Genomic DNA, 19,565 nt, shown 5'->3' with positions numbered 1-19,565 from the left:
ACGAGCGACAGGACCTTCCGGCGCAGGCGCTCGGAGGGCCGCACGTCCGGATCCGCCGCCAGGGCCTCCGCCAGATCCGCGACGGCCTCTTGACAGGACGGACAGGAGGACAGGTGGCGCGCGGCCTCCGGAAGCGCGGGGTGGCGCGCCCAGACGGCCAGGGTTTCATCCGCGGGGCACCGGTCCTTGATCCTCAGGCTCGCCAGATCCTCCGCCAGGGCCGCGAGTTCCTCGTAGGTTTTCCGGCAGCCGGCGCAAGCCGCGAGATGCGCCGCCAGAGACGGGTTTTCGGCCCGGCCGTGGGCGGCGTCCAGAAGTTCCTGCCGGTCGGGGCACGTCATGGCGGACCTCAGCGATTCAGAAGGTTTCTTTCGGCCAGATACGAACGGATCTTTTCCACGGCCCGAAGGAGCGTCGGACCGATGCTGTTGGGATTGATGCCGACCCGATCGGCGATCTCCCGGTAACTGCGTCCGTCGAAGTAGAACGACTCCACCACCGCCCGCTCCCGTTCGTTCAGGACTTCCAGGGACTTTCGGAGCGCCTCCCGGTAGGGTTTCTCCTCGGGCTCGGCCGCAGGATCCGCCGCCGCGGCGGAGAGGGGGCGGTCCAGGGAAACCGTTTCCTTGCGCCGCCGAGCGAAATCGATCGCCCGGCGGCGGGCGCTGACGGCCAGCCAGGCTTTGAGGTCGTAGGGTTCGCGGAGGCCGGCCAGGGCGCGGTAGTTGTCCCGAACGAGAGACTCGAAGAGCTCGAAGGCGACGTCTTCCACGTCCGCCTCGGACGGCGAGAGCCCCAGGCGCACCAGTGTGCGCCGGACGACGAACAGGACCAGGCGCAGGTAACGATCGACGAGCTGGGTCCAGGCCTGGTTCTGGCCGGTCCGGAGCGCCGCCACGAGCTCCTTATCGCCCACGGCGGCGGCTCCTCGGACGGGGCGAGACGCGCCCCGGAGGGCGATCCCGGGGGCCGCCACGGTCCATGCCGTCAGATTATACACGTCAAGATCTCGTCTCCCGGAGGCGCTCCCGCAGGAGCGCCTCGACCGCGTCGAGCCTCCGGCGCACCCGCGAGGCCAGATCGGGATCCGGGCCTTCCGTAAGGACCCGTCGATACTGCAGCCGGGCGGAGGGAAGCTTGCCTTCGACCTCGTCGCGAAGCGCGCGGTAGAAGCGCTCCCACGTTCGGGCCCGCGCGCGGGCCTCCCGATATCCGGGTTCCTTCTCGAGGGCCGCCAGCGCGTCCCGGATCGGGCCGTCGGGAGCGCCTTCGAACGCGGCCCGGGCCCGGAAAAGTCCGTCGAGGTCGCGCGACCGGGCCGCCTCCGCCGCCCGCTCCGCGACGGCTTGCATCGTCCGGCGGGCCTCCTCCTGAGGCGGATAGGGAACGCGCAGTTTTTCCTCCGCCAGCCGCTTGCAGGCCCGGTAGACGATCCCCCAGGCTCCCTCCTCTTCGGCCAGGCGCGCCGCCCGCCGGAGCGCCGTCAGGCGATCCTTCACCTCGGCCGGAATCCCCGGGGTGTTCCGCGACGTGTAGGAACGCCCCTCCTGGGGGACGCCGCCGTCCGTCTCGACGTCGTCGAAGGCGATGGGGATCGAACGTCCGTCGCGTTCCACCTGGAAGTGCAGGTGCGGCCCGGTCACGTTGCCGGTGGCTCCGGAGAAGCCGATGATGTCTCCCTGCAGGACCGTCTCGCCGACCTCGACTTCGACCCCCTGAGGCTTGAGGTGCATGTAGACGCCGACCGTGCCGTCCCCGTGATCGATCTTGACATGGTTGCCCAGGCCGCCGTACTTGCCGGAGGCGCCGCGGGCCGTTTCGTCCTCCGCGGCGGCCACGACCTTTCCGCCCCGGGCCGCGCAGACGGGGGTCCCTTCCGGCATTCCGAAGTCGAAGGCGAAGCGCCCGGCTCCCCGGTGGGAAACCGAACCGTCGTTCCCCTGCGTGACGGGAAAGGATTTGCCGTCTTCGTACGGAAGCCGGTAGGTCGCTTTTCCCGAGGCGGACTGCAGACAGCTCGCGACGAGGACGGCCTGGACCCAGAACATGGTATTCCTCCGCCTCAGGAAACGATTCCGGGATCCTTTTTCGTACATCTTCCCGGCCGCGTTTTTCATGTACGACGCCGCGACCCGGCCCCGTTGGCTTGTATGGGGCGAGCGCTTCCTGAACAGGAGGGCTTATGGGTTGCAGCCGTCGGATGGGGCGTCTCCTGGGGGCGTGGGTGGGGTTCCTGGCGGTTTCGCTTCCGGCCCTGGCGCAGTCGAAGCCGACGACGTACTGGAGGCCGGCGGCTGCGGACAACTACACGAGCGTGTCGTACAACCGCGACATCCGGTACGTCGTCATCCACACGATCGAAGGCAGCGCCCAGGGGGCGATCTCCTGGTTCCAGACCAGCCGCTCCAACGTGAGCGCGCACTACGTGGTCTCGTATTCCGGAACGATCTATCAGTGCGTGCGCGACAAGGACATCGCCTGGCACGCGGGGAACTCCTACTACAACGCCCATTCGATCGGGATCGAGCACGAGGGATACGCCTTTCGGAACTACTGGACGGACGCCGAATACCGCGCGTCGGCGGCGCTGACCCGTTGGATCTGCCTGACGTACGGCATTCCCATGGATCGGGCGCACATCATCGGACATAACGAAGTTCCCGGGGCCACCCATCGCGACCCCGGTCCGTACTTCAACTGGAACTATTACATGAGCCTGGTCCGTTCGGGGAGCTCGTCCTCGACGACCACGATCCTGAGAGCCGTTCAGTCCACGGCGGATGTGCTCAACGTCCGCACGGGGCCTTCGACCGGGTACTCGATCCTGGGCACGATCGCGCGGGGCCAGCGGTACGTCGCCGTGGCCACCTCGGGCGGCTGGTACAAGATCCATTTCGCCGACAACACGGGCTGGTGCTACGGCGGGTACCTCACGCGGGTGACGGGAGTGACCGGCGTGTCGATCCAGACCGACGTCCTCAACGTCCGGTCGGGTCCCTCGACGGGATACCGTATCGTGGGGACGGCCTCGCGGGGCCGACGGTACGTGCGAATCGCCGTTTCGGGCGCCTGGTATAAGATCTACTGGGGGGGCGGGGCCTGGTGGGTGCACGGCGGTTATACGAGCACGTTCGGTCTATGAGCGGCATAAGCAGAGGAGCGGGCTGGGCGCTGGCCGGGGCGCTTCTGACCCTGGGCGCGTACGGACTGGGAAGGCACCAGGGGGCGGCCGGAGCGGGGGGCGACGTCCGGCCGCCGGCGCCGCCGCGGTCGGCGCGTCCGGCGCCGGACGATAAGGGCGAGGCGGTTCATCTCTGTTCGGGTCCGCCTCCGTCGGCGCCGCGTCCGGCTCCTTCGGCCGGGGAGCTTGCGCGGGCGCGGGAGGATCTGGGGCGGCTGCGGGAGGCGGCCCGGCGCGGGGGAGAGGATCGGGTCCTGGCGCTGAACGCCCTTCATGAATTCCTCGTGGCGGCGCTCGGGGAAGGCCGGATGTCCCCCGCCGAGCTGGTGGAGATGTTCCGGTCGGAGACCGATGCGGCGACGCTGGACGTTCTTCAGGGGGCGCTGGCCCTCCAGCCGGAGGCGGCGGAGGCGCCGGGGGTGAAGGAAGCGTTCCTCGAAATGGCCCGGACGGAAGGACCCGCGGCCCGGCGGCAGGCGGCGGTGGCGTTTCTCGGGACCGTGTGGGACCGGGACGGAAGGGTGCTCGAGGGGCTGCTGGCGCTGGCGCGGACGGAAGGAGCGGGGGACCTGTGCCTCTCCGCGCTCGGCGCCTTGGCCTCCTATGCGGTGAAGAACGCGGATCGGTCGGGAGCCGTCCAGGCGGCGCTTCTGGACGTGGCGGCGCGTCCGGCGCCCGACGAGGTTCGCCAGCAGGCGCTGCTGTCGCTCGACGTCCGGTCGGCCGATCCGGCGGCCGTGCGGAGGCTGGCGGGTTTCCTGGCGGATGCGTCGCCGGAGGTCCGCCGGTCGGCCGCCGACAAACTGGGGGAGGCGCCTCCGGAGCATCGCGCGACGGCGCTGGCGGCTCTGGGGGCGGCGCTCGATCGGGAAACCGAGCCCGCGCTCCGGCGGGCGCTCCTGGACAACCTGGTGCGGTGCGGCCGGAGCGAAGCGGCGGAGGCCCTGGAGCGCCTGGCCGCCCGCTGCCCGGATCTCCGGGCGGATGCGGAAGAGTACCTCGCGCTCGTGCGCGCCGGGTACGCCGACTGGGACGAAATCCTGGATCGAAAGGAGCGCCTGGAAGCCGGGCGGACCGCGCGGTAGGCGGCGTTTTTCGCCTCCGGAAGGCGCGCCGTCCATTTCCGGACGTTCCCTTGCTATCCTCCGCGGGATCCCCTATAATTCCACTCCTTCACGGTTTTTTCCAAAGGGCTCTTATTATGAAAATGGGAGTTCTGACGGGGGGCGGAGACTGTCCGGGGCTCAATGCCGTCATCCGGGCCGTCGTGAAGAAGGCGGAGAAGGGCGGGGACACGGTCCTGGGCATCAAGAACGGCTGGAAGGGTCTGGTCGAGGGACAGGTCGAGCCGCTGACGGACTTTTCCGTGTCGGGTCTGCTGCCCCGGGGCGGGACGGTTCTGGGCACCTCCCGCACCAATCCCTTTAAGTCCATCGAGTACGTCGAGAAGTGCGAGTACAACTTCAAGCGCTACGGGCTGGACGCCCTGATCGCCATCGGCGGCGAGGACACGCTCGGAGTGGCCAAGCGTTTCCATGAGCGGGGGATGCCCGTGGTGGGCGTGCCCAAGACGATCGACAACGATCTGGCGGGCACGGACCAGACCTTCGGCTTCGACACGGCGGTGAGCATTGCCACGGAGGCGATCGACCGCCTCCACACCACCGCGGAGAGCCACCACCGCGTCATGGTGGTCGAGGTCATGGGCCGGCACGCCGGATGGATCGCCGCGGTGGCCTCCATCGCCGGCGGCGCGGACTACTGCCTGGTGCCGGAGAAGCCGTTCGACATCGAGGACGTCTGCGCTTCGCTCAAGCGCCGCAAGCAGCGGGGCAAGGACTTCTCCATCGTCGTCGTCGCCGAGGGGGCCAAGCCCAAGGACGGGAAGCTCGTGACCCAGGATTCGCGCGTCGACGAATTCGGCCACGAGCGCCTGGGCGGGATCGGCAACCTGGTGGCCTCGGAGATCGAGAAGCGCACCGGCTTCGAAACGCGGGTGACGATCCTGGGGCACGTGCAGCGCGGCGGGACGCCCACGGCGTTCGACCGCCTGATCGCCACGCGGTACGGACTGAAGGCCGTGGATCTCGTGCGGGAGCGCAAGTGGGGGCGCATGGTGGCGCTGGACGGCTTCAAGATCGTGGACGTGCCGCTGCCGTCGATCGACCAGCAGAAGCGCGACCTCGACATGGACCTTTACAAGGATGTCGAGATCTTCTTCGGCTAGTCTCCTGGCCGGGGCGCTGTGGGCGGCGGCCTCGTGCGCGCCGCCGGCGTCCCCTCAGGACGGCTCCGGAGAGGAGGAGCCGCTCTTCGTCGGCGCCGCGAAGGTCGAGATCACTCCCGAGATCGAGACCTTCGAGGACCGCAACGGCAACGGCCGGCGGGATCCCGACGAGCCGTTCGCGGATCTCAACGGGAACGGACGCTGGGATCCCGTGTACCTGGCGGGCTTCGGCCTGAACCGGACCGCGCTCGGCGTGCATGATCCGCTCTGGGCGCGGGCCGTCTGGTTCGAGAAGGGGGGGCGGGGAGCGCTCCTCGTGGCGCTGGATCTCGTGGGCCTTCCCCACGGGCGGGTCCGGCGGCTGAGGGCGCGCCTCGGGGACGCGGGGGAGGCGGCCGTTCTGTGCGCCACGCACGTCCACAGCGGGCCGGACACGATCGGCCTTTGGGGGCCGCTGCCGGGCCTTTCGGGGGTTTCGGAGGCGTATCTCGGGCGTCTCGAGAAGGCGGTGGCGGAAGCCGCCCGCCGGGCCCGGGAGGGGCGCGCGCCGGCGCGTCTCAGGGCGGCTGCGGTCCGCGTGGGGGGCGTGGTCAAGGACATCCGGCCGCCGGCGATCCTGAACGAGACGGCTTCGGCGATTCTGGCGGAGGACGCCGCGGGGCGGCCGCGCGCGGTGCTCGTGAGCTTCGCCATGCATCCGGAGGCGCTCGGAGCGAAGAACCGTTTCGTGACGAGCGACTACCCGCATTTTCTGCGGGAAGCGCTCGAACGGGATTTCCCCGGGGCCGTGGCGGTCTTCGCGGCGGCCGATCTCGGGGGCATGCAGACGCCGGCCGTCCGGGAACCCTCCTGGGAGGAGGCGCGGCGCGTCGGCGAAACCGTCGCCGGCCGCGTAACGGAAGCGCTCCGGGAGGCTCCATTAGTGCCGGTTCCGGACGTCCGCTTCGTCCGCCGGGAGGTGCGCTTCCCGATGGAAAACCGCCGGTTCCTGGCGGCCTTCAAGGCGGGCGTGTTCGGCCGGGAAACGGAGCCGCTCGTGGAGGAGCGCGACGGACGCTGGACGGTGGGGTCGGAGGTGGCGGCCCTCCGCCTGGGCGAGATTCTTCTGGTGACGGTGCCCGGCGAGGCGTTTCCCGAGGTGGGCCGCGAGGTCTTCGCCCTGATGCGCGCGCGGCACAAGATGCTTCTGGGACTCGGACAGGACGAGGTCGGATATATCTTGCCCAAAGAGGACTTCGAACCTAATAGGTATGAGGAGTCCATGTCGCTGGGACCGGAGACGGCCCCCACGCTTCTGGGCGCATTGAAAGAACTTCTCAGGGATCTCTGATGGCCAAGTACGACTACCGCGGCGTCATCCACTGCCACTCCACCTACTCCGACGGCACGGGGGACATGGAGGAGATCGCGAAGGCGGCCAACGAGGTGGGTCTGGACTTCGTGATGATGACCGATCACGACCAGATGAAGCCCGTCGAGGACGGCCACGAGCGCTGGCACGGCAGCGTCCTTATGATCTGCGGCACCGAGATCACGCCCCCGCTCAACCACTACATCGTCTTCGGGGAGAAAAAGCTCCAGGACGTCGAGCGGCTCAAGACCCTGAAGCCTCAGGAGTACATCAACGCCGTCAACGAGCAGGGGTGGTTCGGCTTCATCGCCCACCCCGACCACATGGGCACCCGCCGCTTCAACATCCCGAGCTACCGCTGGGAGGCCTGGGACGTCGAGGGATACGCCGGCATGGGGCTCTGGGACCTCATGACCGACTGGCAGAGCCAGCTCGACCGCGAGGACATCTCGATGGACGTCTACACGGAGTTCGAGGACTGGCTCTCCGGGCCGCGCATCGAGACGCTCAAGCGCTGGGACCAGCTCAGCCTCAAGCGCAAGGTCGTCGGCATCGGCGAGATCGACAACCACAAATACCGCAAGGAATACAACGGCCAGGTGCTGCACATCTTCCCCTACGAAGTGGCCTTCCGCACGATCACCAACCACGTGCTTCTCGACCGGCCCCTCGAGAAGGACTACGCGAAGGCCAAAAAGCAGATCCTCGACGCCGTGCGCCACGGCAGCCTCTACGTCTCCTTCGACTATTGGGACGATCCCACGGAGTTCTCCTTCGAGATCGACAACGGGAAGGCCGTCGCCGGCATGGGGGATTCGATCGAACTGGGCGAGAAGACGGAGCTCATCGCCACCTTCCCGGAGGAGGGGCTGCTCAACGTCTACCGCAACGGCGAATCCATCCTCGAGGAGGAGGGCAACGAGATCCTCGTCGAGATCACGGAGCCCGGCGTCTATCGCGTCGAGGCGATGCGCAACGACATCGTCTGGGTGCTCTCCAACAGCATCTACGTGACGGCGCCCAAGTAGAGAGCAAGGCCCGTCAGTCGCCCGGCCGGAGGTCCCGGACCCAGGCCGTCCAATCCCGCTCGAGGTCCGCCAGCGCACGGCCGGCGACCCGTTCGAGCGTCCGGAGACCGGAGGGATCCGCCGCCGCCCCGTCCCGGAACTCCCGATAGAAGCGGGCCAGAAGCCCGCGCTCCTGAAGCCACAGGCACAGGTGCCGGGCGGCCGCGTACGATACGCCCCGCTCGTCGCCGTAGAATTCGTTGGGCGGGGATTCCAGGAGCCTCCGGAGCCCGGGCGCCCGGCCGTCTCGGAGGGCCCGCTGAAGGACCGGGAGCCGCCAGTTGGGGCGGCCCTCGACCGCCCCGTCGCGCTCCCGGAAGCGCTCGAAGAGGGAGGCGAACCCCTCGTTGAGCCAGCTCGGCACGCCGGGGAAATCCTCCGCCAGAAGGGGATGCACGATCTCGTGCGCCAGCGTTCCGCCGCCGGTCGAGATGTCGAGCACGATCTTGCGCTCGCCGGCGCGGTAGAAGCCGAAGGGCGTGGACGGCGGCTCTCCGTAGGCGGCCCGGCAGTAGCCTTCGTAGCCCCGCCGATCGCGGAACAGATAGACCCGCACCGGCCGGGAGGGGATCCGCTTCAGGTAGTCGCTCCGCAGGAACCGGAAAACGAGCGCGATCGTCGCGCGATGGCGGGCGAAGTTCTCCGCCGTGTCGTCCGTGGCGGCGAAGAAGATTCCCTCCACGAGCTCCACGAGGAATCCCTCGCCCAGCTCGCGGCGGATCTCGTCGGCGGCCCGGCGGGTTTCCTCGTCGGAGGCGGGAAGCTCCCGGAGGGAAGGGGGCACTCCGCTTCCGGCGGCGCAGCCGAGCGCCCAGGGGAGAAGGAGCGCCGCGGCGCGCCTCACGGGGAAGCCTCCAGGGCCAGCCGGATCGCCTCCCACCAGCGCGGGAAAACCGCCCGGACCGAGTAGAGCGCCTCCGCGCGCGCCCGCGCGGGCGCCCCGTCCATCCCGAGCGCCCGCTCGACCGCGCCGCCCCAGTCGCCGTCGGAAACGAGCACCCCCGCCTCCCCCACGATGTCGGCGTTCACCCCCACCGGCGAGGCCGCCACGGGGAGCCCGCAGGCCATGTACTGCAGGAGCTTGAAGCCGCACTTGCCCCTCGCCCACTCGTCGTCGGGAAGCGGCATCACCCCGGCGCCGGCCGTCCGGAGGGCCTCGACCTCGGTTTCGGGACTCCAGGGGACGAACTCGCAGGGGAAGGGCGGACGGCGGTTGCAGACGACGCGCAGGGGCGCGCGGATCCGGTCCCGGACGGCGGCCAGATACGGCAGGTTCTCCGCGCTTCCGGTCCAGACGACGGTGCGCCCGTCGCGCCGGCCGGGCGTCCAGCGGTCCGTGTCGATCGGCGTGGGCACGACGCTCACGCGGTCCGTGTGGCGGCGCGCCCAGGCGGCGAGGGTCTCGTTTCCGGCGATGACCCGCGTGGCGCGGCGGCAGATGTCGGCGATCGCCTCGGGCCGGCGCAGGTAGAGGGCGTCGTCGAAGTCGAAGACGCTCCGGGGCGCCAGCGCCAGGGCCCAGCGCTCCAGAAGGGGCGTTCCCGGCAGGAGAAGCTCCCGCTCCAGGTAGACGAGGTCGTGAAGCGGCCCCCGCAGGATCGAGGTCAGGCGGCTGACGAGCTTTCCCGTCCACAGGAGCAGCCCCAGCGGGCGCCCCCCGAAGCGGAAGTCGTAGTGCGTGACGTTCTTGGGCGGCCGGCAGGGGGCCACGTGGGCCACGGCCCGCCCGGCCAGGTGCGGCAGGTACTGGAGCACCCGGAAGCGCGCCGAAGGGACGTTTCTTCCGGAGGTCAGAAAGAGCAGCCGCGGGAGGCTCATCCGAGGTGCACCAGGAGGATCTGGAGATCCGCGGGGGTGACCCCGGCGATCCGCGACGCCTGGCCGATCGAGCGCGGCCGGACCCGCTCCAGCTTTTCCCGCGCCTCGAACCGCAGGTGCCGCAGGCGGCGGTAGTCGAAGGATTCCGGGATGAGCTTTTCCTCGAGGCGGCGGAAGCGCTCCACGTCCTGGGCCTGACGCCGGATGTAGCCTTCGTACTTGACCTCGATTTCGACCGCCTCGGCCACGGCCCGGGGCAGTCCCGGCAGGACCTGATCGATCCCGATTTCGGGGCGGCGCAGGAGCGCGTCCTTTCCCGTGCGGCGGAGCTCGGCGAGGGCGGCGGCGATGGCCCGCTCGCGCGCGTCGAAGTCCGAGCGGTCCGTGAGGAGTCCCAGGGCGAAGGCGTGGGGCATGAGGCGCCGGTCGGCGTTGTCGGCCCGCAGGAGCAGGCGATACTCCGCCCGCGAGGTGAACATGCGGTACGGTTCGCGGTGCTCCAGGCGGATGAGGTCGTCGATGAGGACGCCGATGTACGCCTCGTCGCGGCGCAGGACGAAGGGGGGCCGGCCCTGAAGCCGGAGCGCCGCGTTGATGCCCGCCACGATGCCCTGGCCGCCCGCCTCCTCGTACCCGCTCGTGCCGTTGATCTGGCCGGCGAAGTAGAGGCCCCGCACGCGCCGGGTTTCGAGCGTCGGACGGAGCTGGTGGGGCGGGGCGTAGTCGTACTCCACGGCGTAGCCGTAGCGCAGGATCTCCGCCCGCTCCAGCCCCGGAATGGTCCGGAGAAACGCCTCCTGGACGTCGGGCGGCGTGGAGGTCGAGGCCCCGTTGACGTAGATCGAATCGCCGTCCAGCGTCTCGGGCTCGAGAAAGATCATGTGGCGGGTCTTCTCGCGGAACCGGACGACCTTGTCCTCGATCGAGGGGCAGTAGCGGGGTCCCACGGAGGAGATCTGGCCGCTGTACATGGGGGCCCGGTGGAGGTTGGCGCGCAGGATTTCGTGCGTGCGCTCGTTGGTGTAGGTGATCCAGCAGGAGACCTGAGGCTGCACCGGAAAGCGCGTCGTGAAGTGCGAGAAGGGGACGGGCTCGGGATCCCCCCGCTGTTCCTGAAGGCGGTCGAAGTCGATCGAGTCCCGCCGCAGCCGCGCCGGCGTGCCGGTCTTGAGGCGGCCGATTTCGAAGCCGATCCGCCGGAGGCTGTCGCTCAGGCGTTCGGCGGAGGGTTCGTGGATGCGTCCGCCGGTCCGCCGGACTTCCCCGCAGTGCTGAACGGCCTTGAGGAAGGTTCCCGTCGTGAGGATCACGGCGGGGGCGAGGTAGTCGCCGTGCCGTCCCCGGACGCCGGCGACGCGGTCGCCTTCGACGAGGATTTCCTCGGCGACGTCCTCAACCAGGCGGATCCGGGGGTGGGCGGCCAGGGTGCGGGCCATGCGGCGTTCGTAGAGGATCTTGTCGCACTGGGCCCGGGGGGAGCGCACGGCGGGCCCTTTGGAGGTGTTGAGCATGCGGAACTGGATGCCGGTTTCGTCGGTGGCGCGGGCCATTTCGCCCCCGAGGGCGTCGATCTCGCGGACGATCTGTCCCTTGGCCAGGCCTCCCATGGCGGGGTTGCAGGACATGCGGCCCACGGCCTCGAGGCTGAGGGTGAGGACGAGCGTCTCGTGACCCAGGCGGGCGCAGGCGAGCGCCGCCTCGATGCCGGCATGGCCGGCGCCCACGACGATGACCTCCGGCATGGCGGGGATTGTACGGCGCGGGGCCGAACCGGTTCAACCGAAGGGAGGACCTACGCCCCCGCGGGCGCCGCCGGGCGCGGATAGCGCGCGGACACCTCGTTCCAGCGCCCGGCGAGAAGCTCGGCGACGATCGTCTCGAGCTCGGCCTCCGGCACCCGGATCTGCTGCATGGAATCCCGCTCGCGGATCGTGACGCGGCGGTCGGGCTCCGAGCGGTCGTCCCCCACGGTCTGGACGTCCACCGTCACGCAGAAGGGCGTGCCGATCTCGTCCTGGCGGCGGTAGAGCTTGCCGATCGCCGCCGTGTCGTCGTACATCGTGTACCCGCGGGCGCGCAGCCGCCGGGCGATCGCCCGCGCGGTGGCGACGATCTTTTCGTTCTTCTTGAGCAGCGGGAGCACCGCCACCTTGACGGGCGCCAGCTCCGGGTGGAACCGCAGGACCACCCGCTTTTCCCCCCGGACCTCCTCCTCGTGGTAGGCATCCACCAGGAAGGCCAGGGCCGAACGATCCGCCCCCGCCGAAGGCTCGATGACGTAGGGGACGTAGCGCTGCCGCGTCTCCTCGTCGAAATAATCGAGCGTCCGGCCGCTGAATTTCGCGTGCTGCTTGAGGTCGTAGTCCGTCCGGTTGGCGATTCCTTCGAGCTCGCTCCAGCCCATGGGGAACCGGTACTCGATGTCCACGCAGCGCTTGGCGTAGTGGGCGAGCTCTTCCTTGCCGTGCTCCCGGACCCGGAGGTTCTCGCGCCGCATGCCGTACCGCAGGTACCACGCGAAACGCTCGTCGATCCAGCGTTGATGCCACTCCTCGTCGGTCCCGGGCTTCACGAAGTATTCGATCTCCATCTGCTCGAACTCGCGGGTCCGGAACGTGAAGTTGCCGGGCGTGATCTCGTTGCGGAAGGATTTCCCGATCTGAGCGATCCCGAAGGGGATCTTCCGGCGCATGGACTGCAGCACGTTGTCGAAGTTGACGAAGATTCCCTGGGCCGTCTCGGGGCGCAGGTAGGTCACGACCCCCGTGGCCTCGACCGGTCCGAGGACGGTCTTCAGCATGAGGTTCGCCGGCCGCGGGTCGGACATCGGGCCGCCGCAGGCGGGACAGGCCGGCCGGTCGCCCGCCAGGAGCGCTTCCAGATGCTCCAGGGGGGACCGCGACGGATCTTTCACCCACGGGAGTCCGGGAGCGAGCTTCTTCCCGTCGCTCTGGGCCCAGTTCCGCAGGGCCTTCTCGCGATCCTTCTGCGCGGCCGGGCCTTCGAGCGCCTTGCGGAGCGCCTCGGCCCAGCGGGAGCGGACCTGCTGCTCGCGCAGGTGGTCGGCGCGGTAGTAACGGTTGCATTCGAGGCACCCCGTGAACGGGTCGGCGAAGTGGTCCGCGTGACCGCTGGCCTTCCAGACCGTGGGGTGCATGGTGATCGCCGCGTCCAGGCCCACCATGTCCTCGCGCAGGTGCACGACGTCCCGCCACCAGGCGCGCTTGATGTTGTTCTTGTATTCGACGCCCAGCGGACCGTAATCCCACGCGGAGCCCAGCCCGCCGTAGATTTCGCTCGACTGGAAGATGAAGCCGCGGCGCTTGCAGAGCGAGACGATCGTGTCGAGATCCACCATAGGGCCGCCAGAGTAGCAAGGGGGAGGCGCGGACGCAACAGAGTCACGCCCGGTCAGCGGCCCTCCCGGATCCGCCGGAGCGCCTTCCCGGCCTCGTCGTGCCGGGGATCGATCTTGAGAACCTCGGCGAACTCCCGTTCCGCGTCCTTCCGGCGTCCCAGGCGGTCGTAGACGATCCCGAGGTTGTAGTGCGCCGCGGCGCTCTCGGGGTCGATCCGCACCGCCCGCTCGAGGGCCTCCCGGGCCCGCTCGGGCCGTCCCGCGCCGAGGTGCGCCACCCCGAGGTTCGTCCACCCCGGCTCGATCGTGGGTTCCCGTTCGAGAGCCTTGGCGAGGACATCGGCCGCCGCGTCGTACCGGGACTGATGCAGAAGACAGACCCCCAGGTTGTACCAGGGGGCGTAGTCCTCGGGGTCGAGCTCGGCGGCTTTCCGGTAGGCCGCCTCCGCCTCGGCCGTGCGTCCGAGCCGGAAGAGGATCATGCCGAGCGTGGACTGAAGGTCCGCGAAGGAGGGGATCCGGCGCGCCGCCTCGCGGAACTCCGCCAGGGCTTCCTCGAGCCGCCCTTCGCCGTGGGCCCGCGCGCCGGCGTTGTAGTGGTCCGAAAAGGCCCGGCGCTCCTGCGCGGAAAGCTCGGGCACGGGATACAGGCGGAGCGAGCGCATCGAGGCATCCACGGACCCGAAGTAGCGCTCGAACCACGCGCGGGTGCAGAGGAAGGAGAGCACCGCCGTGCGGGATCCGTCGCCGACGAAGGTGAAAAGGACCTGCTGAGCGATGGGAGGATCCCCTTCGGAAAAGGTCGCGCAGAACTGATGGGCCTGGCGTCCCCGCCGGGCCCAGCTCTCTTCGAAAAGAAATTCCGCCGCCGGGTGGGATTTGCGGATCGCCTGCCTGTAGGCGGCCGCCACGTCCGCCGGCGCCTTGGGGCCGGCCTCGAAGGAGAGATCCAGACGCGGCCGATAGGGTCCGTCGGCCGGTCCGTAGAAGCTGGCGTCCGCGGAGCCCTGGCGCGGTCCGACGGCCCAGCGGGGCGGGAGGTAGATCTTGAACGCCAGGAACGGATGGGCATAGTCCGGTCCCAGGCGCGCCTCCCGGCGCGGGGCCGGGGCGCCCGGTCGTTCCGCGGCCTGCGCCCGCTCGATCCGCTCCATACCGCTCGCCGCGGCGCCCGCAAGCCCGCAGGCCAGAAGAACAAGGCTCATCGGCGGTCCCTTAATTCTGTACGGCCCGGGAGAGGCTCCGTTCAGGACGGTCCGCAGAGACACCGCGCGGTTTCAACCCGCGGGTCCTCCGCCAGCCGCCATCCGAAATAGAGGACGGGCGGGCGGTGGGGGACTTCGTAGCGGTAGGCGAGCGCCTGGATCGCGCGCGCCACGCGCAGGTGCGGAGCGGGAGAGACGTAGATTTCGTCGATCGGCGTCTCGCTCGTGAAGAGCGCGTACCGCAGCTCGACGAGGGACGGGATTTCCCCGCAGGCGTGCCCGGGCGCGGGTCCCCGGACGGGGGGGCCCGGACGGGCGCGCAGGCGCCAGGAGCCCCGCGGTTCGCCCGCCGTGCGGTTGCGCAGCCCCGCGGCCAGGAACACGGGATCCCCGTAGTGGTACGTTTCGGAGCCGGCCCAGAAGAGCCGATACCAGCCGTCGCGATCTTCGAGCGTGAGCGTCCGGCGATTCTCGACGATCTCGAGCGGATGGGCGCACTCCCCGCACCGCGGGCAGGGGTGGACGATCCGGTCGGGCAAAAGCCGGGCGAAGGCGGAATCGTTCTCGGGCCCCTCGGCGCCCTCCGGAGGGAGGAGCCGCCCGCCGTCGTAAGCGTCCCGTTCGCGGACGTTGAAGAGCAGCAGGACGTTGGCGGCGGCCAGGAGGACGGCGGCGGTCCAGGGGAGGGCGCGTCTCATGGGGTCTTTCCGCTGCGGAAGCGCCGGAACCGCTCGAGGTCGGCGGCGGCGACCGAGGGGCGCAGCGTCGCCAGGACGCGCTCGAAATCCGCGGCGGCGACGGGACGTTCGCGGGATTCCCGGACGGACTCCAGGAACGTCTGTTCGGAGACTTTGCGGCAGAGGTAGGCGACGTCCGCGCCGCTGTAGCCTTCGAGCCGTCCGGCCAGGGCGTCGAGGTCCACATCCGGGGCGAGCGGAATGTCCTTGAGGTTGAGCTCGAGGATCTTCCGCCGGGCGGGCCGGTCGGGGAGGCCCACGTAGACTTTCTCGTCGAGGCGTCCGGGGCGGAGCATGGCCGGATCGATGTTCCACGGCTCGTTCGTGGCCCCGAGGAAAAGGAGGGTGCGGTCGGAGCGGGTGTCGAAGCCGTCCAGCTCCGCGAGGATCTGGGGCACGACGCGCTGCATGACCCCTCCCGCTTCGCTCTCGCGGCGGCGCGGGACGAGGGCTTCGACCTCGTCGATGAAGACGACGGCGCGGCCCGAGGCGCGGGCGGCGTCGAAGAGCTTGCGGATGTTCTTTTCGCTCTCGCCGACCCATTTGTTGAGGACTTCGGAGGGGGCGATGGCGAAGAAGGTCGCCTCGAGCTCCCCGGCGACGGCCTTGGCGATCATGGTCTTTCCGGTGCCGGGGGGCCCGTAGAGGAGGATGCCGCCGCCCGTCCGGACGCGGTAGCGGCGGGCCTGCTCGGGGTGGGTGAAGGGGTAGATCATCTTGATGCGGATCTGTTCCTTCACGTCCTCGAGGCCGGCGATGTCGTCGAACCGGAGGCGGGGCTTTTCGGAGACGACCCATTCCGGAGGCACGTCGGGGCCGGGGGCTTCGGAGCCGGGGGCGTCTCCGGGCCGCGCCGCCGGACGCAGGGCCTCCCGGCGGGAACGGACGTTGCGGGCGAGCTCCACGAGTTCGCGGGCGCGCCGCAGGCGGGTCTCGCGCAGCGGCCCCTCCGTCTCCCGGGCCAGCTCGAGAAGGTACTGGGCCGCCTTCAGGAAGTGGTACCGCGCCTCCTCCAGCTCGCCCATGCGGAACCGGGCGATGCCTTTGGCCTTGTGCTTCTCGAAGGATTCGAGCAGGAACCGTTTCGGCATGGGGCGGGCGCCGCGTTCAGCGCTCCCGGTCCAGCTCGTCCTGGATGTCCTTGAGGCCCTGTTCGATCTCCCGGTCCACGGAGCCGCCCTCCTCGTGCGCGGTCTCCTCCTCGAGCATCCGGTCGATCTCCGCGTCCGAGATGACCTCGTTTTCGCCTTCGACCTCGCCGGCCATGACGTGCTCCTGGGTCATTTCGAGGAAGACCTCCATCTGCTGCTGGAGGGTCTCCGCCTGCATCATGGCCTTCTCGAAGTTCTTCTGGGTCTTGGCGAAGTCCACGGACCCGTAGACATCGGCGATGGCCTTGGCCACGGAGCCCATGGAGCGGGCGAAGTCGGCGTCGCTTTCGGCCTGGTTCTTGATCTGGACGGCCGTCTCGATCGACAGGAGCTGCCGTTCGCGCAGGCGGCGCTGGGCGGCGGTCTTCTTGAGCTGCCGCTTGAGGAACTCGTACTGCTCCCGGTCGCCGATGCGCTTGGCGCGCTTGGCCTTCTCGACGTAGGAGCGCTCGTGCTTGGCCAGGTCGCGGATGTTGCGCTTGAGGGCGTTGACGCCCTTGCGCACCTCGATGTCGCGCTCGATGCGCTTTTCCTCGCGGGACTTGAAAATGCCCATCAGGCCTCCTCGGCGCGTTCCTTCCACTCGTAGTACCGGCGCATGTCCTCGGCGGTGGTCTGGGGATGGATGAGGTGGGCCGCCGCTTCGAAGTCGGATCGCCCGAGCGGCCGCACCCGCAGGCGGTACGTGCGGACGGTTTCGAGACCGCGGTCCACGAGGTCCGGAATGTCGCGGTTCATCTCCTCGATCATGCCGGTGGTCACTTCCTTGCAGAAGCGCTCGATTTCGCGGCCGCTGTAGCCTTCCGTGAGGCGCACGAGATCCGCGTAGGGGACCTCGGTCGCGAAGCCCTTTCGCTCGAGGTGGATCCGGAGAATCTTCTCCCGGGTGGCCGCGTCGGGCAGGGGGATCAGGATCTTCTTTTCGAAGCGGGAGAGGACCGCCGGGTCGAGGTCCCAGGGACGGTTGGTCGCGGCGATCGTCAGGACATAGAGGTCGCTTCGGCCCTTGGAGTCCATGCCGTCGAGTTCGGACAGGAGCGTCGAGAGGATCCGGCGCTCCGCGCCCGAATCGGAGGAGTCGCGCGGGCCGGCCAGGGATTCGAATTCGTCGAGGAACACGACCGACGGGGAGGTGTCCCGGGCGGTCCCGTAGAGCTCGCTCAGGATCTTGGAGCTTTCCCCGAAGTACTTGGAGAGAATGCTGGAGACCTTGACGTTGAAGAAGACGCTGGGGACGCCCTCGGAGGAGCGCACGGCGTTGGAGGTCGCGGCGGCGAGGAGGGTTTTTCCCGTGCCGGGGGGGCCGTAGAAGAGGATCCGGGTCCAGGCGGAGATGGAAACCCCCGGCGGGTGCTGAGCGAGCGTCATCCCGAGCGCGAACTTGATTTCGTTTTTCGTCTCGTCGAGCCCCCCGATGTCGTCCCAGGTGACGCGGGAGGTGTGGACCAGGTGGGCCACGATGGCGCGGAGCTCCCCGCCGCCGGCCGCGGGGGAGGAACGCGCCTCGCGGGCGGGGGCGGTCTCGTCGCCGGGAGGCGGCGTGCCCGGGGCGACTTCGCCGGCGCGCAGGCGGTGGGCCATCTCGCGGTACTCGACGGCCATCCGCCGCCGGCGCTCCTCGGCCTCGCGGCCGATGGCCTGCTCGGCGAACTTGAGCATCAGATTGGCCGCCTTCTCGTAGGCGCGGGCGGCCTCGCCGTAGTCCCGCGCCTCGTACGAGGCCCGGGCCCGCGCGAGGGCCTGCTTGATCGGCGTGTGAAGGTCGAGCTCCATGGCCGTCGACTATCCGGGTTCCATCTCCGCGCGCCGCTCCTTCTCGCGCACGCGCCGGTCGGCGAGCTTGAGCGCGTCCTCGAAGTTCTCGATCTCCCCCTCGTCCATCTTCTGCCAGACGTCCAGGACTTCGCGGCCTTCGCGGCCGAGGTCCTCCGGCAGGCGGACCTCGCCCTCGGTCACGGCGGACAGGACGTTGTTGAGCTTCTCGAGATAGACTTCCTGGGAGACCTTGTCATCCTCGAGAAGGGTCATCAGTTCCGTCTCCCGCACCCGGTGGAGGAGGTGGGAGACGCCGTCGCGGGACATCTGGCGGCGCTCCAGGGCGAGCTTGAGCGCCGCGATCGTGGCCAGCTCCTTGGAGAGGACCTCGAGTTCCCGTTCCAGCATCCGCACGCCGGAGGACTTCATCTCGTAAAGGCGCGCGAGCTGCCGGCGGCGCGAGGGGGCCTTGATCTTGGTCCCCCGCGCGAAGATCTCCTCCCGCTCGCGCTCCAGCTTTTCGAGCTTGGCGAGGGTCTGGTTCTCCCGGATGCCGAGCTTGATCTCCTCGCGCCGGACCTGCTCGAGGGTCAGCTCGCGCTTCTTCAGCCCCAGAATCTGAAGGATTCCCATCGTCCGTCCTCAGGCGGGCTCGGCCTGGCCCCGCTCCTTTTCCCGCTCCCGCGCCTCCGGGGCGCCGCCCGACGGCTCCCGCTGGGTGGCCTCCTTGAGGGCCTGGCCGAATTCCAGCTCCCCTTCGTCCATCTGCTCCCAGGTCTTCAGGACTTCCATCCCTTCGGTGCCGATCTCCGCCGCCTCGTACGCGGGATCGTTCACCACGCCGAGAAGCGCGTCGAGTTTCTGGAGGTAGACCTCCTCGGTCACCTTGTCGTCCTCCAGAAGCGCCGTCAGGCGCGCCAGGTCCTCCTCCGAAACGCGCTCCAGGACGTTGCGGACGGGCACCTGGCGCCGGCGCTCGAGGATCGACCGGACGCGGCCCAGCGTCATGAGCTCCTTGACCACGCGGGTCAGTTCCCGCTCGATCATGGCGATCCGCTGGCAGTACTCGCCGAATCGGCGGGCGTAGATGCGGCGGCGCGCCGGCGACCGGGTCTTGGCCCCCTGGTGGAAGACCTCCTCGCGGAGCTTGTCGTATTTCTCGATCTGATGAAGATGCTGGTTCTCGCGGATCTCCAGGCGCTTCTCTTCCAGGCGGACTTCCTCGAGGGAGAGGTCGGCCAGGCCGCGGCGGCTCTTGAAGATCTTGCCGAGGATCGACATGTCATTCCTCCAGGGGGCCCAGGAGAGCCTCCGCGAGCGTTTCCTCCGTGAGGTCCCGGGCGGGACCTTCCAGCTCCGCGCGATAAAGGACGCGGCCGGTCCGCGTCTCCGTAAGAACCGCCTCGGCCCGCAAGCCGGGTCCGGCTCCCTCCTCGCCGGGGCGTTCCGGGCCGTAGTACGTGCGGCGTCCCGTGGGATCGCCGTATGCCGGCGGCCGGCCCGTCGGCCCCGGGGCGACCGGTTCGGCCTTCGGCTCCACGGTGACGGAAAGCTCCGCCGGGGCCCGCTCCGAGGTCCCCTCGCGGAAGCCCACGCGCCCGAGCGCCCCGGCGAGGGCCTTCCGGAGCCCCTCCGGAGAGAAAAGCCCGGCGCGATCGGACGGATCCCGGAGGGCGACCTCGCGGCCGCGCGCGGCCGCGAGGCCTTCGGCGTCC

20 protein-coding genes are annotated in these 19,565 nt (G+C 69.5%); 5 read left to right on the top strand and 15 right to left on the bottom strand.

Translation table 11 applies throughout. The features are described 5' to 3' along the window. From VNO22_14930 to VNO22_14920, 3 genes are all read right to left on the bottom strand, one after another. Window positions 1–341: hypothetical protein (locus tag VNO22_14930; protein ID HXG62662.1), on the bottom strand; the 341-nt coding region annotated here is incomplete at its 3' end. A gap of 8 nt (window positions 342–349) precedes the next feature. After that, window positions 350–916 (bottom strand): sigma-70 family RNA polymerase sigma factor, encoded by a 567-nt coding sequence (locus VNO22_14925; protein ID HXG62661.1) that lies wholly within the window; start codon window positions 914–916, stop codon window positions 350–352. 85 nt (window positions 917–1,001) lie between these two features. Then, window positions 1,002–2,048: a M23 family metallopeptidase gene (locus VNO22_14920; GenBank protein ID HXG62660.1), complete on the bottom strand. Its 1,047-nt coding sequence runs from the start codon at window positions 2,046–2,048 to the stop codon at window positions 1,002–1,004. A 134-nt stretch (window positions 2,049–2,182) separates the two neighbouring features. On the opposite strand from VNO22_14920, the gene VNO22_14915 reads away from it, so the two are divergent. From VNO22_14915 to VNO22_14895, 5 genes are all read left to right on the top strand, one after another. Further along, the gene (locus VNO22_14915) at window positions 2,183–3,142 is read left to right on the top strand and encodes an N-acetylmuramoyl-L-alanine amidase (GenBank protein ID HXG62659.1); all 960 of its coding nucleotides are present in this window, start codon (window positions 2,183–2,185) and stop codon (window positions 3,140–3,142) included. After that, window positions 3,139–4,266: a hypothetical protein gene (locus VNO22_14910; protein HXG62658.1), complete on the top strand. Its 1,128-nt coding sequence runs from the start codon at window positions 3,139–3,141 to the stop codon at window positions 4,264–4,266. The genes VNO22_14915 and VNO22_14910 overlap by 4 nt, the downstream gene beginning before the upstream one ends. A 116-nt stretch (window positions 4,267–4,382) precedes the next feature. Continuing rightward, window positions 4,383–5,408: a 6-phosphofructokinase gene (locus tag VNO22_14905; protein HXG62657.1), complete on the top strand. Its 1,026-nt coding sequence runs from the start codon at window positions 4,383–4,385 to the stop codon at window positions 5,406–5,408. Then, window positions 5,386–6,738 (top strand): hypothetical protein, encoded by a 1,353-nt coding sequence (locus tag VNO22_14900; GenBank protein HXG62656.1) that lies wholly within the window; start codon window positions 5,386–5,388, stop codon window positions 6,736–6,738. The genes VNO22_14905 and VNO22_14900 overlap by 23 nt, the downstream gene beginning before the upstream one ends. Next, window positions 6,738–7,787, top strand: coding sequence for a CehA/McbA family metallohydrolase (locus tag VNO22_14895; GenBank protein HXG62655.1), 1,050 nt, complete (start codon window positions 6,738–6,740; stop codon window positions 7,785–7,787). Before VNO22_14900 ends, VNO22_14895 begins: the two co-directional genes overlap by 1 nt. A gap of 13 nt (window positions 7,788–7,800) precedes the next feature. Here VNO22_14895 and VNO22_14890 read toward each other — a convergent pair whose 3' ends face one another. The 12 genes from VNO22_14890 to VNO22_14835 form a co-directional block, all read right to left on the bottom strand. Next, entirely contained in the window at window positions 7,801–8,670 is an 870-nt protein-coding gene (locus VNO22_14890; protein ID HXG62654.1) for a hypothetical protein, read from the bottom strand. After that, window positions 8,667–9,644: a glycosyltransferase gene (locus VNO22_14885; GenBank protein HXG62653.1), complete on the bottom strand. Its 978-nt coding sequence runs from the start codon at window positions 9,642–9,644 to the stop codon at window positions 8,667–8,669. The genes VNO22_14890 and VNO22_14885 overlap by 4 nt, the downstream gene beginning before the upstream one ends. After that, window positions 9,641–11,386, bottom strand: coding sequence for a tRNA uridine-5-carboxymethylaminomethyl(34) synthesis enzyme MnmG (mnmG, locus tag VNO22_14880; GenBank protein ID HXG62652.1), 1,746 nt, complete (start codon window positions 11,384–11,386; stop codon window positions 9,641–9,643). The genes VNO22_14885 and mnmG overlap by 4 nt, the downstream gene beginning before the upstream one ends. 50 nt (window positions 11,387–11,436) lie before the next feature. Beyond that, window positions 11,437–13,002, bottom strand: coding sequence for a glycine--tRNA ligase (locus VNO22_14875; GenBank protein ID HXG62651.1), 1,566 nt, complete (start codon window positions 13,000–13,002; stop codon window positions 11,437–11,439). 53 nt (window positions 13,003–13,055) lie between these two features. Then, window positions 13,056–14,207, bottom strand: a complete 1,152-nt coding sequence (locus VNO22_14870) for a tetratricopeptide repeat protein (protein ID HXG62650.1) — start codon at window positions 14,205–14,207, stop codon at window positions 13,056–13,058. A 41-nt stretch (window positions 14,208–14,248) separates the two neighbouring features. Beyond that, entirely contained in the window at window positions 14,249–14,905 is a 657-nt protein-coding gene (locus tag VNO22_14865; protein ID HXG62649.1) for a hypothetical protein, read from the bottom strand. Next, window positions 14,902–16,035 carry an ATP-binding protein gene (locus VNO22_14860; GenBank protein HXG62648.1) on the bottom strand — a complete coding sequence of 378 codons (1,134 nt, stop codon included), beginning with the start codon at window positions 16,033–16,035 and terminating at the stop codon, window positions 14,902–14,904. Before VNO22_14860 ends, VNO22_14865 begins: the two co-directional genes overlap by 4 nt. Before the next feature lie 16 nt (window positions 16,036–16,051). Further along, window positions 16,052–16,651, bottom strand: a complete 600-nt coding sequence (locus tag VNO22_14855) for a hypothetical protein (GenBank protein ID HXG62647.1) — start codon at window positions 16,649–16,651, stop codon at window positions 16,052–16,054. After that, a complete protein-coding gene (locus VNO22_14850) occupies window positions 16,651–17,868 on the bottom strand; it encodes an ATP-binding protein (protein HXG62646.1) in 1,218 nt (405 codons plus the stop codon). The genes VNO22_14855 and VNO22_14850 overlap by 1 nt, the downstream gene beginning before the upstream one ends. A 9-nt stretch (window positions 17,869–17,877) precedes the next feature. Next, entirely contained in the window at window positions 17,878–18,483 is a 606-nt protein-coding gene (locus VNO22_14845) for a hypothetical protein (protein HXG62645.1), read from the bottom strand. Between the two features lie 9 nt (window positions 18,484–18,492). Beyond that, window positions 18,493–19,131 (bottom strand): hypothetical protein, encoded by a 639-nt coding sequence (locus VNO22_14840; protein ID HXG62644.1) that lies wholly within the window; start codon window positions 19,129–19,131, stop codon window positions 18,493–18,495. 1 nt (window position 19,132) lies between these two features. Continuing rightward, on the bottom strand, window positions 19,133–19,565 hold a 433-nt coding region (locus VNO22_14835; GenBank protein ID HXG62643.1), incomplete at its 5' end, for a hypothetical protein.

Source organism: Planctomycetota bacterium (genome assembly GCA_035574235.1).
In the GTDB taxonomy this organism is placed as follows: Bacteria; Planctomycetota; MHYJ01; order MHYJ01; family JACPRB01; genus DATLZA01.
This window is presented reverse-complemented; position numbering and strand designations above follow the sequence as displayed.